Annotated in this window: 10 protein-coding genes, 4 tRNA genes and 1 pseudogene; 5 read left to right on the forward strand and 10 right to left on the reverse strand. The window is 58.6% G+C overall.

Features of this window, described 5'->3' with window-relative positions; genetic code table 11:
- Nucleotides 1-269, forward strand: a pseudogene (locus ACRESJ_RS10830) (hypothetical protein); the annotation flags it as partial.
- A gap of 75 nt (nucleotides 270-344) precedes the next feature.
- Here the strand turns inward: ACRESJ_RS10830 and ACRESJ_RS10835 are convergent.
- Nucleotides 345-1,430 (reverse strand): DUF1615 domain-containing protein, encoded by a 1,086-nt coding sequence (locus ACRESJ_RS10835; RefSeq protein ID WP_431757899.1) that lies wholly within the window; start codon nucleotides 1,428-1,430, stop codon nucleotides 345-347.
- Nucleotides 1,431-1,605: 175 nt separating this feature from the next.
- On the opposite strand from ACRESJ_RS10835, the gene ACRESJ_RS10840 reads away from it, so the two are divergent.
- Nucleotides 1,606-3,141 carry an FAD-dependent monooxygenase gene (locus ACRESJ_RS10840; RefSeq protein ID WP_431757900.1) on the forward strand — a complete coding sequence of 512 codons (1,536 nt, stop codon included), beginning with the start codon at nucleotides 1,606-1,608 and terminating at the stop codon, nucleotides 3,139-3,141.
- A 219-nt stretch (nucleotides 3,142-3,360) separates the two neighbouring features.
- Here the strand turns inward: ACRESJ_RS10840 and ACRESJ_RS10845 are convergent, their stop codons facing one another.
- Nucleotides 3,361-4,071, reverse strand: coding sequence for a glutathione binding-like protein (locus ACRESJ_RS10845; protein WP_431757901.1), 711 nt, complete (start codon nucleotides 4,069-4,071; stop codon nucleotides 3,361-3,363).
- A 362-nt stretch (nucleotides 4,072-4,433) separates the two neighbouring features.
- Here ACRESJ_RS10845 and ACRESJ_RS10850 point away from each other — a divergent pair, with 362 nt between their 5' ends.
- Nucleotides 4,434-5,108, forward strand: a complete 675-nt coding sequence (locus tag ACRESJ_RS10850) for a histidine phosphatase family protein (RefSeq protein WP_431757902.1) — start codon at nucleotides 4,434-4,436, stop codon at nucleotides 5,106-5,108.
- A 31-nt stretch (nucleotides 5,109-5,139) separates the two neighbouring features.
- Here ACRESJ_RS10850 and ACRESJ_RS10855 read toward each other — a convergent pair whose 3' ends face one another.
- The 8 genes from ACRESJ_RS10855 to gltX all read right to left on the reverse strand — a co-directional run bounded on the left by ACRESJ_RS10855 (nucleotide 5,140) and on the right by gltX (nucleotide 9,440).
- Complete coding sequence (locus ACRESJ_RS10855) at nucleotides 5,140-5,595, reverse strand: acyl-CoA thioesterase (RefSeq protein WP_431757903.1); 456 nt, start codon at nucleotides 5,593-5,595, stop codon at nucleotides 5,140-5,142.
- A 48-nt stretch (nucleotides 5,596-5,643) separates the two neighbouring features.
- Nucleotides 5,644-6,477 carry an alpha/beta fold hydrolase gene (locus ACRESJ_RS10860; protein WP_431757904.1) on the reverse strand — a complete coding sequence of 278 codons (834 nt, stop codon included), beginning with the start codon at nucleotides 6,475-6,477 and terminating at the stop codon, nucleotides 5,644-5,646.
- 29 nt (nucleotides 6,478-6,506) lie between these two features.
- Nucleotides 6,507-7,046 carry a TetR/AcrR family transcriptional regulator gene (locus ACRESJ_RS10865; protein ID WP_431757905.1) on the reverse strand — a complete coding sequence of 180 codons (540 nt, stop codon included), beginning with the start codon at nucleotides 7,044-7,046 and terminating at the stop codon, nucleotides 6,507-6,509.
- Nucleotides 7,047-7,230: 184 nt separating this feature from the next.
- Nucleotides 7,231-7,306 (reverse strand) — tRNA-Glu (locus tag ACRESJ_RS10870).
- Between the two features lie 78 nt (nucleotides 7,307-7,384).
- Nucleotides 7,385-7,460 (reverse strand) — tRNA-Ala (locus tag ACRESJ_RS10875).
- A 53-nt stretch (nucleotides 7,461-7,513) separates the two neighbouring features.
- A tRNA-Glu gene (locus ACRESJ_RS10880) sits at nucleotides 7,514-7,589 on the reverse strand.
- Between the two features lie 79 nt (nucleotides 7,590-7,668).
- Nucleotides 7,669-7,744: transfer RNA gene (locus ACRESJ_RS10885), tRNA-Ala, on the reverse strand.
- Between the two features lie 214 nt (nucleotides 7,745-7,958).
- On the reverse strand, nucleotides 7,959-9,440 hold the full coding sequence (gene gltX, locus ACRESJ_RS10890) for a glutamate--tRNA ligase (RefSeq protein ID WP_431757906.1): 1,482 nt from the start codon (nucleotides 9,438-9,440) through the stop codon (nucleotides 7,959-7,961).
- Nucleotides 9,441-9,671: 231 nt separating this feature from the next.
- On the opposite strand from gltX, the gene ACRESJ_RS10895 reads away from it, so the two are divergent.
- Both ACRESJ_RS10895 and ACRESJ_RS10900 read left to right on the forward strand, forming a co-directional pair.
- Nucleotides 9,672-10,760 (forward strand): HlyD family secretion protein, encoded by a 1,089-nt coding sequence (locus ACRESJ_RS10895; protein ID WP_431757907.1) that lies wholly within the window; start codon nucleotides 9,672-9,674, stop codon nucleotides 10,758-10,760.
- A gap of 49 nt (nucleotides 10,761-10,809) precedes the next feature.
- On the forward strand, nucleotides 10,810-12,300 hold the full coding sequence (locus ACRESJ_RS10900; protein ID WP_431757908.1) for an MDR family MFS transporter: 1,491 nt from the start codon (nucleotides 10,810-10,812) through the stop codon (nucleotides 12,298-12,300).
- Nucleotides 12,301-12,321: the final 21 nt, after the last annotated feature.

Raw genomic sequence — 12,321 nt, forward strand, 5'->3', positions numbered from 1 at the left:
CGGATCGACTGATTGAAAGCCGTGTGGCTGAAGGTGGTTCGGATCGTCTGATCCAGAATCGTGTGGCTGAAGGCGGTTCTGACCGCCTGCTGGAAAAACGTGCTGTAGCTGCTGATGGTTCGGATCGTTTGAAAGGCAACGAAGTCGCTGCCGATGGTTCGGATCGCCTGAAAGGCAACGAAGTTGCCGCGGATGGTTCTGATCGCCTGCAAGGCAACACTGTTGCCGCTGATGGCTCCGACCGCCTGCACGGCAACACCATCGCCTGACCCACTTGCTCCACCGCTGCATCCAACAAAAAGCCCGGCCTGATCAGCCGGGCTTTTTCATGTTTTGGGTTTCGTTCACCGGGCCATGCAACGCTGATAGCGCTCATCGACTCGTTTGGCAAACCAGGCCGTGGTGAGTTTGCGAGTGATTTTCGGGCTTTGCAGGACGATTCCCGGGAGCACTGCCCGGGGCAGTGGTCGCCCTTCAGCCTGTTCGGCCAATGCAAAGACCCGCTGATAAAGCTCGCTGTCCTCGAATGTCAGACTGTTGCCCTCCTCCAGTTGATCCCTGATCGTCGGATTACGCATGTCCAACTGCTTGCCGAGCGTGCGCACCGCCAACTCCGTGGTGCCGGGCATGATCGAACCGTAGCGGACCAGATCGCCATCGAGCGCCAGCGGTATGCCCGAGGCTCGACTCACAGCGTTCTGGAACGCGGCGTTGCGGCTGGCGTACCAACCGGCATTGAAGTCGGCGAAGCGATACAGAGGCTGCGGATAGCTCACCGGATAACCGAGCAAATGGGCGATGCCAAAATACATGCCGCCACGCCGGGTGAAGACTTCACGACGAATCGAGCCCTCCACCGGGTATGGATAGCCCTTGGCCTGTTGCTCGGCAAAGTCGATGCTGACCTGCATCGGCCCGCCCGTGTGCACCGGATTGAAGCCTGCGAACAGGGTCTTGCCCATGGGCACCATGCCGATGAAATCATCAAAAATCCCGCTCAGTTCTTTCTCGCTACGGGCCGCATTCAGGCGGTCGCTGTAGGTTTTGCCGTTGGGCGAACTCACTCGCAACGCGCCGCTGACCAGCAGATTGGGAATGTGCGCCTTGGCCGCTCGGCGGTCGATTTCCTCACGGGCAATCTTGCCCAGCTCCGGCACCGTCGGGTCCACTTGATAGGTCGACTCCTGCTCGGTGACCGCCAGCACTGCGCACAGGTTTTGCGTGGTCGGGGGAATGTTTTGCGCGGCAAAGGCGGCATAAATGTCGGTGGCCCAACCTTGGCGATCGGCTACTTTCGCTGGCAGCAAACGCACGATTTGCGCCTTGACCTCGGCAGGTTTGCGCGCGGGTGGCTCCTGAGTCCGTTGACTGCCGCAACCGGCCAGCACCAGCAACGCGGCGAGACTCATGATCAATCGTTGGGCTTGCATGTCGCTCCAGAAAGTCCGTTGAACCGGGTTAAGCATACGACCAACGCACACACAGGCCGTTCCTCGTCATGAAACCCTTGGTGTCCTGACATGCAGGCTTTTCCGTTGAGCGGTCGACCTGGCCGCCGTGTGAGTCTGGACCATACTTGAACCACACGGCGAAAAGGACAGGTACATGCATCGCAGCGATGTGTTGATCATCGGCGCCGGCCCGACCGGATTGGTATTGGCATTGTGGCTGAGCAAGCTGGGGATCCGCGCGCGGATCATCGACAAGACCTCAACCCCCGGCACCACCTCGCGCGCTCTGGCCGTGCAGGCGCGGACACTGGAGCTATATCGCCAGCTGGATCTGGCCGACGCCGTCGTGCAACGCGGCCATCGGGTGGCCGCCGCCAATTTCTGGGTCAAGGGCGAGCCCGTGGCACGCTTGCCCCTGAGCCGCGTTGGCGAGGGCCTGACGCCCTACGCGTTTCTTGAAATCTACCCGCAGGATGAACACGAACGGCTGCTGATCGAGCGCCTCGAAACCTTCGGCATTACGGTGGAACGCAACACCGAACTGCTGGGCTTCGAGGAAGACGGCGACAGCATTATCGCCACCTTGCGCCTGGCCGACGGCCAACACGAGACTTGTCAGGCCTGTTACCTGGCGGGTTGCGACGGAGCCCGTTCAATCGTACGCAAGAGCCTGGACACCGGTTTCCCCGGCGGCACCTACCAACAGATTTTCTATGTCGCCGACGTGCAGGCCAGCGGCCCAACGTTCAATGGCGAATTGCATGTGGATCTGGATGAAGCGGACTTCCTTGCGGTGTTCCCATTGGCCGCGCAAGGCCGCGCACGCTTGATCGGCACCGTGCGCGACGAGCGAGCCGAACAGGCCGAGACCTTGCGGTTCGAAGACGTCAGCAGTCGGGCCATCGAGCACATGCAGGTCAAGATCGAACAGTTGAACTGGTTCTCGACCTACCGCGTGCATCATCGGGTCGCGAATCACTTCCGCAGCGGGCGCGCGTTTTTACTGGGTGACGCCGCCCATGTGCACAGCCCCGCCGGCGGCCAGGGCATGAACACCGGCATTGGCGATGCGATCAACCTGGCCTGGAAACTCGCGGCAGTGCTGAGCGGCGGCGCCAAGCCAGGATTGCTCGCCACCTACGAAACCGAACGTATTGCGTTCGCCCGAAAACTGGTGGCCACCACCGACCGGGTGTTCACCTTCGTCACGGCCGAAGGGCGCATCGCCGATCTTTTACGCACGCGACTGGCACCGCTGGTGATTCCGAAAATGGCGTCGTTTGAAACGTCCCGCGAGTTTCTTTTTCGCACGGTGTCGCAGATCACCCTCAACTATCGCGCGATGCCCCTGAGCAACGGTGTTGCCGGGCACGTTCATGGCGGCGACCGCCTGCCCTGGGCGCACGACGGTGAAGGCGACAATTACCAATCGCTGAAGTGTCCGACGTGGCAGGTGCATGTGTATGGCGACACCAGCGACGAGATGATCGCCTGGTGCAACGAGCACCATTTGCCGCTGCATGTGTTCGACTGGCGACCGGCATTTGAAGAGGCCGGTTTGGGGCGCAACGGTTTTTATCTGTTGCGACCGGACACCTATGTAGCGATTGCCGAAACCTGTTCAGATCCCAAGGTGATCGAGCGGTACTTCAATCATCACGGGATTCGACCATTTTTCGGCAGGCCTTGAGGGCAGCACATTCCCGGTGGGAGATTCTATGTTGAAGGTGATGGCCCCATCGCTGGCAATCCAGCTCCCACAGTAGATCGGCTGTGAACATAAAATTCGTGTCCGACAACAATCAAACGGTGGGAGCTGGCTTGCCAGCGATGGCGATTTGTCAGGCGCCATTGATGCTGGATGTACTGGCCTCTCCGCGGGCAAGCCTCGCTCCTACAGGTTTGATGGTTAATTCGAGACCGGCTTTGGAATTTCCAGCCCACGCTTCACCGCCGGGCGCGCCAGGAATTTTTCCAGCACCCTCGTAACGTTCGGGAAGTTCTGGATGCCCACCAGATCACCGGCCTCATAGAAGCCAATCAGGTTGCGCACCCATGGGAATGTGGCAATATCGGCGATGGTGTAGCGTTCGCCCATGATCCAGTCGCGCCCTTGCAGGCGTTTGTCGAGCACACTGAGCAGGCGGCGGCTTTCTTCGACGTAGCGATCACGCGGACGCTTGTCCTCGTAGTCCTTGCCGGCAAATTTGTTGAAGAAACCGAGTTGGCCGAACATTGGGCCAATGCCACCCATCTGGAACATCAGCCACTGAATGGTCTCGTAACGCGCCGCCGATTCCTGAGCCAGCAGTTGCCCGCTCTTGTCGGCCAGATAGATCAGAATCGCCCCAGACTCAAACAACGGCAACGGCTGGTCGTCCGGTCCATGGGGATCGAGGATGGCCGGGATTTTGTTGTTGGGGTTCAGCGACAGGAACTCGGGCGACATCTGATCGTTGGTGTCGAAACCTACACGATGAGGTTCATAGGGCAAGCCGATCTCCTCGAGCATGATCGAGACCTTGACGCCGTTGGGGGTCGGCAAGGAGTACAGCTGAATCCACTCCGGGTACTGGGCCGGCCATTTTTGAGTGATGGGGAACGCAGACAAATCGATCATGGGGAGGATCCACGAGAAAAAAATGAATGCCGATCATAATGGAGATATCGCTTGCTGCGGTGTTTGGCGCCATCAATAACGCTGATGGTCGAGATCAAAAGAGATCACAGAAGGCTTGTGCCAGTTGCTGTAGGGTATCCATAAATCCGCAACATCCTGTCGATAACCTTCTCCAACCCATTCAAGGTTATCGGTAAAGTGCTACGCTCACGACCGGATCGAACCAATGGGCTTCACAGGACTCTGAACATGCCCCCTTTGAAACGGACCGGCTCAACGACATGGAAAACACCCGACGCTGGAAAGTCGCGGTGTAAAGGTTTGTCAGCCTTAACCCAATGCGCTGAAGAACCCTTAATTTCATGATTAAGCCTGTGAAATTCGCCAAACACTTTAAACATCGCGCTTATCTGTTTTTGCCCGCCATGCTGGCAACCAGTGCGTTGTTTCTGTCGCTGGAATCAAGCGAAAGTCGCGCCCAACCGGCGAATGGCACCCAGACGCTGGTGTTCCTGCGCCACGCAGAAAAACCCGCTGGCGGCCTGGGCCAACTCAATTGCCAGGGACTCAATCGTGCAATCGACCTGGCCACCCTGCTTCCGGAAAAATTCGGCAAGGCCAACTATGTGTTCGCCGCCAACCCGACGCGTAACGTCGAGGAAGGTGAACTGGACAATTCCTACAGCTACATCCGTCCGTTGATGACCATCAGCCCCAGCGCGATCAAGCTCGGCTTACCGGTGAACATCGATTTCTCGGCCAACGACACCAGCGACCTGGCCGACGAGCTGCTACAAGACAAATATCACAACTCGGTCATCTACACCGCCTGGTCCCACGGCTATCTTCCAGAGTTGATCAACAAGGTCGCCAGCGAAGCCGTCGGCAAGAAACAGAAGATCACCGAAGACTGGGCGTCGAGCGACTATGACTCGCTCTATGTCCTGACCCTGACCTGGCACAACGGCAAAGCCAGCCTGCAAAGCCAGGCTTATAAACAGGGACTGGATAACGGGCAGAAAACCTGCCCGACATAAGCGTTAAAAAAAGGACCTTGAGCTTCTGCTCTCAGATTCTGCTCGTATCCAGCTGCGGCAGTTGCAATGCAGGGCCATAACCCTCAATGAATTCTGCGGGCATGCGCTTGGGCTTGCCGGTGGACAGCTCGATGCAGACGAAGGTGGTTTGCGCACGCAGCAATGTGGAATTGTCACTTGGACGCTTCAACTGGAAGTGTCGGGTCATTTTCAGGCGCTGGTCCCAATCGACGATCCAGGTCGCCAATTGCAATTCGTCACCCTCATAGGCAGCCGCCAGATAATCGATCTCGTGCCGAACCACTGCCATGGCCCGATCCAGCCGACGGTATTCGACCAGATCCAGGCCAAGGCGCTGGGAATGGCGCCAGGCGCAGCGCTCAAGCCAGGTTACGTACACCGCGTTATTGGCGTGACCCAACCCGTCGATGTCTTCGGCGCCCACCTGCAGATCAATGATAAATGGCGTTGCCCGATCCCAGCCCATGCCCCACTCCCGGTCAGATTATTTCGACCGGGGCAGTGTAACGGATGATCAGGCCGATTGGCGCGATTGCAGACTGCGACCGGCCAGCAGTGATAACACGCCATCAATTACCCGGGGATCAGCCAGTACCCGCTGATGACCGCCCTCGCGCAGGCGCAGCAAGCGGCTGTCGAACCAGGCTTCATTGATCAGCTGCGATTCCTTGACCGGGACAACGACGTCATCTTCGGCGTGGACGATCAGGCCGGGCATGTCGAGTTGATAGTGCGCGACATCCAGCATGGCGGCACGCATGCCAACATCTTTTTCCACCTGGCGAATGAATGCCGAACGGGCTTTGGGCGGTAACCCCACATAACGTGCAAAACCGCGCAACACACCAATAATGCGAGCCGGAGCGGAGATAGTGACCAGGGTTTCAGTTCTCAGGCCCAACTGGACCGCGAGCATGGCGCTGGCGCCGCCCATTGAATGACCAATGACCGCTTGCAGCGGCGGCAATTCAGCGGCGGCTTCAAGCATGGCGCGGGCGAAAAGCACGACATTCGCCTCGCTGCCGGGCGAGCGCCCGTGGGCCGGGCCATCAAGGGCAACTACCGAATAACCGGCATCGACCAGCGCGGTAATGAGGCTGGCGAATTGCGTCGGGCGCCCTTCCCAACCGTGCATCAACAACACCGCCGGGCCTTGGCCCCAACGCAATGCCGACAGACCAAAACGCAGGGTGATCCGCTCTGACTTCGCCAGCAACGGTAACTCCCAATCACGCGGCGGCAAGTCCCGTGGCGTCATGAACGCCAGACGCATTTTGCTCGCCACCAGCTTCGGAGCAAACCAGCCCAAGGTGCCATTCACGCCACGAACCCACTTCAACGTGCTCATCGCATTCTCCCCAGGCCGCAGCCCTCAGGTCACCGCACCGCTGATTTGGCGGCGCGCAGTAATCGATCGGACAATTCTCCCGGCCCCAGCGCCCGCGCCAGAGCCAGGCCACCCACCATCAACGCCATGTCAGCCAGGGCCTTGTCGGTGTCTTCCGGGCTGGCCGCCAACTGCGCGACCATCAGTTCCATATGCTCATTGAGTGCAACTCGAAACGCTTCCGGCAGCCGCCCCAACTCGCCCACCGACGCCGGGATCGGGCACGCTGACTCGGAGGAGTCACGGTGTTTGCGCGACAGATAAAACGCAGCCACCAATGCGCGACGCTCTTCACCGGTCAACTCGGCATCCATATCGGCAATCAGGTCACGGCGATGGCCGAGCAATTGCTTGAACGCCTCCAGCATCATTGCGTCCTTGCTTTCGAAGTGAGCGTAGAAACCGCCGACCGTCAGGCCGGCTGCGCCCATCACTTCGCCCACGCTCGGTTCGGCCGGGCCACGCTGAATCAGCGCTGCGCTGGCGGCCTTGAGGATGCGTTCGCGGGTCTGAGCTTTTTTATCGTTCATCGTTGCCTCCGAATATTACGACTAGAATATTATTCTCATAATAATATTTCGCAAGTCGTGGATGTGACCGCTGGTCTGAAGAACAGTTTGAGAGAAGTGGGGAGATTTGGCCAAACGCCAGACAAACAAAAGGGCCATTCAATAATTGAATGACCCTTATAAAATCCCGCAGAGCGGGTAATCGTGGCGTCCCCTAGGGGACTCGAACCCCTGTTACCGCCGTGAAAGGGCGGTGTCCTAGGCCACTAGACGAAGGGGACACAAACCTTCTATACAACTGATCAGTGCTGAGAGCTGATCGATTCAAGGCCGGTGTGGCCAGACCTTGAACTGTAAATTGGTGGAGCTAAGCGGGATCGAACCGCTGACCTCCTGCATGCCATGCAGGCGCTCTCCCAGCTGAGCTATAGCCCCGGATTTTTCGCCTCGCGGCGGAGCGACGTTTTGCAACATCACTTCTGTAAAACTGGCGTCCCCTAGGGGACTCGAACCCCTGTTACCGCCGTGAAAGGGCGGTGTCCTAGGCCACTAGACGAAGGGGACGCAAACCCTTCTATACAACTGATCAACGCTGAGTGTTGATCGCTTCAAGGCCGGTGTGGCCAGGCCTTGAAGTGTAAATTGGTGGAGCTAAGCGGGATCGAACCGCTGACCTCCTGCATGCCATGCAGGCGCTCTCCCAGCTGAGCTATAGCCCCTCATCGTTGATGTTGCCGTTGGCTTCATCGCTGAGGACGGGGCGAATCTTAAGGGCGCTTTGAAAGACTGTCAAACTTATTTTTCAAAAAATTTAAAATTTTTTGTCGGCATTACAATCACTTACCGCCCTCCCCCGAGAAACGCGGGGTGTTGCCGAAGAGCAGGATCAAAAGATCGCAGCCTTCGGCAGCTCCTACGAAGCGCCAGACGCCCTTAAGCGATAGCGCCCAACAGCTTTTCCCACTCTTTGTTTTCTTTCTTCGACACGCCGCCCAGCAGGTCAATCGCCTGACGCAGACGGAAACGGGTCAGGTCAGGGCCGAGGATTTCCATCGCATCGAGCACCGACACCGAGCTGGCTTGACCGGTGATCGCTGCGAACATCAACGGCATGGCGTCGCGCAACTTCAATTCCAGGGATTCCACCACGGCTTGAATGGTCGCGGTGATGCTGTCTTTCTCCCATTGACGCAGGCTCTCCAGCTTCCACAGGATCAACTGCATCAATTGGCGAACCTGATCGCCCGACAGTTTCTTGGATTCAAACAACTTCGCATCCGGGTTCACGCCACCGGCAAAAAAGAACCCGGCCAGCGGTGCAACCTGACTGAAGGTCTCGACTCGCCCCTGAACGTGCGGTGCGATCTTCATCATGTATTCGGAGTTGAACGCCCACTTCTGCACGCGCGTGGCAAACTCCTCCACCGGCAGATCACGCAGCCACTGGCCATTGAGCCACGACAGTTTTTCGATGTCGAAAATCGGCCCGCCAAGGGAAACGCGCTTCAGATCGAAGTTGTCGACCATTTCCTGCAACGAGAACTTTTCGCGCTCGTCCGGCATCGACCAACCCATGCGACCCAGGTAGTTGAGCATCGCTTCGGGCATGAAGCCCATGCGCTCGTAGAACGTCACCGAGGTCGGGTTCTTGCGCTTGGACAGCTTGCTCTTGTCCGGGTTACGCAGCAGAGGCATGTAGCACAGCTCTGGTTGTTCCCAGCCGAAGTACTCGTAAAGCAGGATCAGTTTCGGCGCCGATGGCAGCCACTCTTCACCGCGCAGCACGTGAGTGATGCCCATCAAGTGGTCATCGACCACGTTGGCCAGGAAGTAGGTCGGCAGGCCGTCGGTCTTCATCAGGACTTGCATGTCCATGCGGTCCCACGGGATTTCAACGTCGCCACGCAGCATGTCCGGCACCACGCAGACGCCTTCGCTCGGCACCTTCATACGGATCACGTGCGGTTCGCCAGCGGCCAGGCGACGGTCGACTTCTTCCTTGGACAGCAGCAGCGCACGGCCGTCGTAACGCGGGGTTTCGCCGCGGGCCATTTGCTCGGCGCGCATCTGGTCCAGCTCTTCGGCGGTGCAGAAGCACGGGAAGGCATGGCCCATGTCAACCAGTTGCTGGCAGTACTTCTGATAGATATCGCCGCGCTCGCTTTGACGGTACGGACCATGCGGACCGCCGACGTCCGGGCCTTCGCTCCAGTCGATGCCCAACCAGCGCAGGGCGTCGAAAATCTGCTGTTCGGACTCGCGAGTCGAACGCAACTGGTCAGTGTCTTCGATCCGCAGGATGAACTCACCGCCATGCTGCTTGGCAAAGCAGTAGTTGAACAATGCGATGTAAGCGGTACCTACGTGGGGATCCCCGGTAGGCGATGGCGCGATGCGAGTGCGGACGGTGGTCATGGCATGTCTCGAAAAGAATGAAAAGCGAAGAACAATCAAGCCGCGAATGGTAACAGGCGAGCCCCACCCCGCTCCAGTGAACAGGGCATTTAAGCCAAGGTTGCGTCTGGAACGCCCTTATGGCGTGGTGAATGACCGAATATCAACCGATGGCATTTACCGTTTATCGGCTGTATGCCAGATTCACCTGCTGATAACTTTCCTTACATATTCTCGACTACAGTTTGCCCCATGCCTGCCCAACTCAAGCGTCGCCTGTCCATTTTCCTGTTGATCGTCCTGCTGATTGCCGGGGGCTTGTTTGCCCAATGGTTCTTCAAGGGGCGGTTTTATGAAAGCACTGATAACGCCTACGTCCAGGGCGAGATCACCCGCGTGTCGAGCCAATTGGGCGCGCGCATTGATCAAGTGCTGGTACAGGACAATCAGCACGTCGAAAAAGGCCAGTTGCTGATCAAGCTCGAAGGCGATGATTTCCGCCTCGCCGTCGACCGCGCCAACGCAACCCTCGCCACCCGCGAAGCCGAACGCCTGCAAGCCCAAAGTAAACTGACCCAACAAGCCAGCCTGATTGCCGCCAGCGACGCACAGGTCGCCTCCAGCCAGGCAAGCGTCGGCCGTTCACAGATCGACCTGACCCGCGCCGAGACCTTGCGCAAGCCCGGCTATGTATCAGAAGAGCGCGTGACCACCCTCTCCGCCGATAACCACATTGCCCGCTCGCAATTGGCCAAGGCCCAGGCGGATGCCCAGGGCCAGCGCCAGCAGGTCAATGCACTGACCGCCGAAATCAAGCGCCTGGACGCACAAATTGCCAACGCCAGGACCGATCTGGCCCAGGCTGAACTGAACCTGACCCGCAGTGAAATTCACGCGCCCATTAGTGGCCTGATCGGCCAGCGTGCGGCGCGCAATGGCCAATATGTGCAGGCCGGCGCCTATCTGCTGTCGATCGTGCCCGATGAAGACATCTGGATTCAGGCCAACTTCAAGGAAACCCAGATCGGCCACATGCAGCCCGGCCAGAAAGCCGAGCTGATTTTCGACGCCTATGGCGACACGCCGATTCAAGCGCGGGTCGACAGCCTGTTCGCGGCCTCCGGCGCGCAGTTCAGTCTGTTGCCGCCGGACAATGCCACCGGCAACTTCACCAAAGTCGTACAACGGATTCCGGTAAAACTGACCTTCGACGCCGACAACCCGCTGCGCGGCAAGATCCGCCCGGGCATGTCGGTCACCGCCAAGGTGAACATCAAGGACGCCCCTGAAGACGTCACCGCCAAAGTGAGCAGCAAAGACGCCGCCGACGATGGCCGGTGATCAACTGATCCGCCCGGTCGGCGAACCGAGCCGGCGGGACTGGATCGCGGTGATGAGCGTGATGCTCGGCGCCTTCATGGCGGTGCTCGACATCCAGATCACCAACTCCTCGCTCAAGGATATTCAGGGCGCGCTGTCAGCGACCCTCGAAGAAGGCTCATGGATTTCCACCTCGTACCTGGTGGCGGAAATCATCATGATCCCGCTGACGGCGTGGCTGGTGCAGTTGCTGTCAGCACGGCGCCTGGCGGTTTGGGTCTCCCTTGGTTTCCTGTTCGCGTCCTTGCTGTGCTCCATGGCATGGAGCCTGGAAAGCATGATCGTCTTTCGCGCCCTGCAGGGTTTTACGGGTGGCGCGCTGATTCCGCTGGCGTTCACCCTCACCCTGATCAAGCTTCCGGAACACCATCGCGCCAAGGGCATGGCGATGTTCGCCATGACTGCAACCTTCGCCCCTTCCATCGGCCCGACCCTGGGCGGCTGGCTGACCGAAAACTGGGGCTGGGAATACATCTTCTACATCAACATACCGCCCGGCCTGATCATGATCGCCGGTCTGATGTATGGCCTGGAAAAGAAGGAAGCGCACTGGGAGCTGCTTAAAAGCACCGACTACGCAGGCATCGTCACCCTCGGCGTTGGGCTCGGCTGCTTGCAGGTTTTTCTGGAAGAAGGCCATCGCAAGGACTGGCTGGAGTCGCAGTCGATTGTGACGCTGGGCAGTATTGCGTTGATCAGCCTGATCACCTTTGTGATCGTGCAGTTTTCCAAACCCAACCCGCTGATCAACCTTGGCATTCTGGGCAATCGCAATTTCGGTTTATCCAGCATTTCCAGTATCGGGATGGGCGTCGGCCTGTACGGTTCGATCTATCTGTTGCCGCTTTACCTGGCGCAGATCCAGAACTACAACGCCTTGCAGATCGGTGAAGTGATCATGTGGATGGGCGTGCCGCAGCTTTTTCTGATTCCACTGGTGCCCAAGCTGATGAAATACGTCTCGCCGAAATGGCTGTGCACGGTAGGCTTCGGCCTGTTCGGGCTAGCGAGTTTTTCTTCGGGGGTGCTGAACCCGGATTTCGCCGGCCCGCAGTTCAACCAGATCCAGATCATCCGCGCGCTGGGCCAGCCGCTGATCATGGTCACCATTTCGTTGATCGCCACGGCGTACATCCTGCCGCAGGATGCGGGTTCGGCGTCGAGCCTGTTCAACATCCTGCGCAACCTTGGCGGCGCGATCGGCATCGCCCTGCTCGCCACGCTGCTGGATGCACGTACCAAAACTTATTTTGATTACTTGCGCGAGTCCATCGTGCCGAGTAACCCACAGGTGGCCGAGCGTATAGCGTCACTGACCGACCGGCTGGGCACCGAGACGGCGGCGCTGGGCAAACTCAGTGAAATCGCCCACCAACAAGCTTCGATCATGGCCTACAACGATGCGTTTCATTTTGTCGGGATTGCGTTGGGGATCAGCATGGTGGCGGTGTTGTTGACCAGGAAGTTGCCGGCGGGGCTGAAGGCGAGTGAGGCACACTGATTCACCACAATTCCCTTGTAG

It is taken from the genome of Pseudomonas sp. (assembly GCF_050739655.1).
Lineage (GTDB): Bacteria > Pseudomonadota > Gammaproteobacteria > Pseudomonadales > Pseudomonadaceae > Aquipseudomonas.

Coding starts and splice junctions, on each gene's coding strand:
- ACRESJ_RS10840 (WP_431757900.1), top strand. CDS start 1,606: ATGCATCGCAGCGATGTGTTGATCATCGGCGCCGGCCCGACCGGATTG.
- ACRESJ_RS10895 (WP_431757907.1), top strand. CDS start 9,672: ATGCCTGCCCAACTCAAGCGTCGCCTGTCCATTTTCCTGTTGATCGTC.
- ACRESJ_RS10845 (WP_431757901.1), bottom strand. CDS start 4,071: ATGATCGATTTGTCTGCGTTCCCCATCACTCAAAAATGGCCGGCCCAG.
- ACRESJ_RS10860 (WP_431757904.1), bottom strand. CDS start 6,477: ATGAGCACGTTGAAGTGGGTTCGTGGCGTGAATGGCACCTTGGGCTGG.
- gltX (WP_431757906.1), bottom strand. CDS start 9,440: ATGACCACCGTCCGCACTCGCATCGCGCCATCGCCTACCGGGGATCCC.
- ACRESJ_RS10855 (WP_431757903.1), bottom strand. CDS start 5,595: ATGGGCTGGGATCGGGCAACGCCATTTATCATTGATCTGCAGGTGGGC.
- ACRESJ_RS10865 (WP_431757905.1), bottom strand. CDS start 7,046: ATGAACGATAAAAAAGCTCAGACCCGCGAACGCATCCTCAAGGCCGCC.
- ACRESJ_RS10850 (WP_431757902.1), top strand. CDS start 4,434: ATGATTAAGCCTGTGAAATTCGCCAAACACTTTAAACATCGCGCTTAT.
- ACRESJ_RS10835 (WP_431757899.1), bottom strand. CDS start 1,430: ATGCAAGCCCAACGATTGATCATGAGTCTCGCCGCGTTGCTGGTGCTG.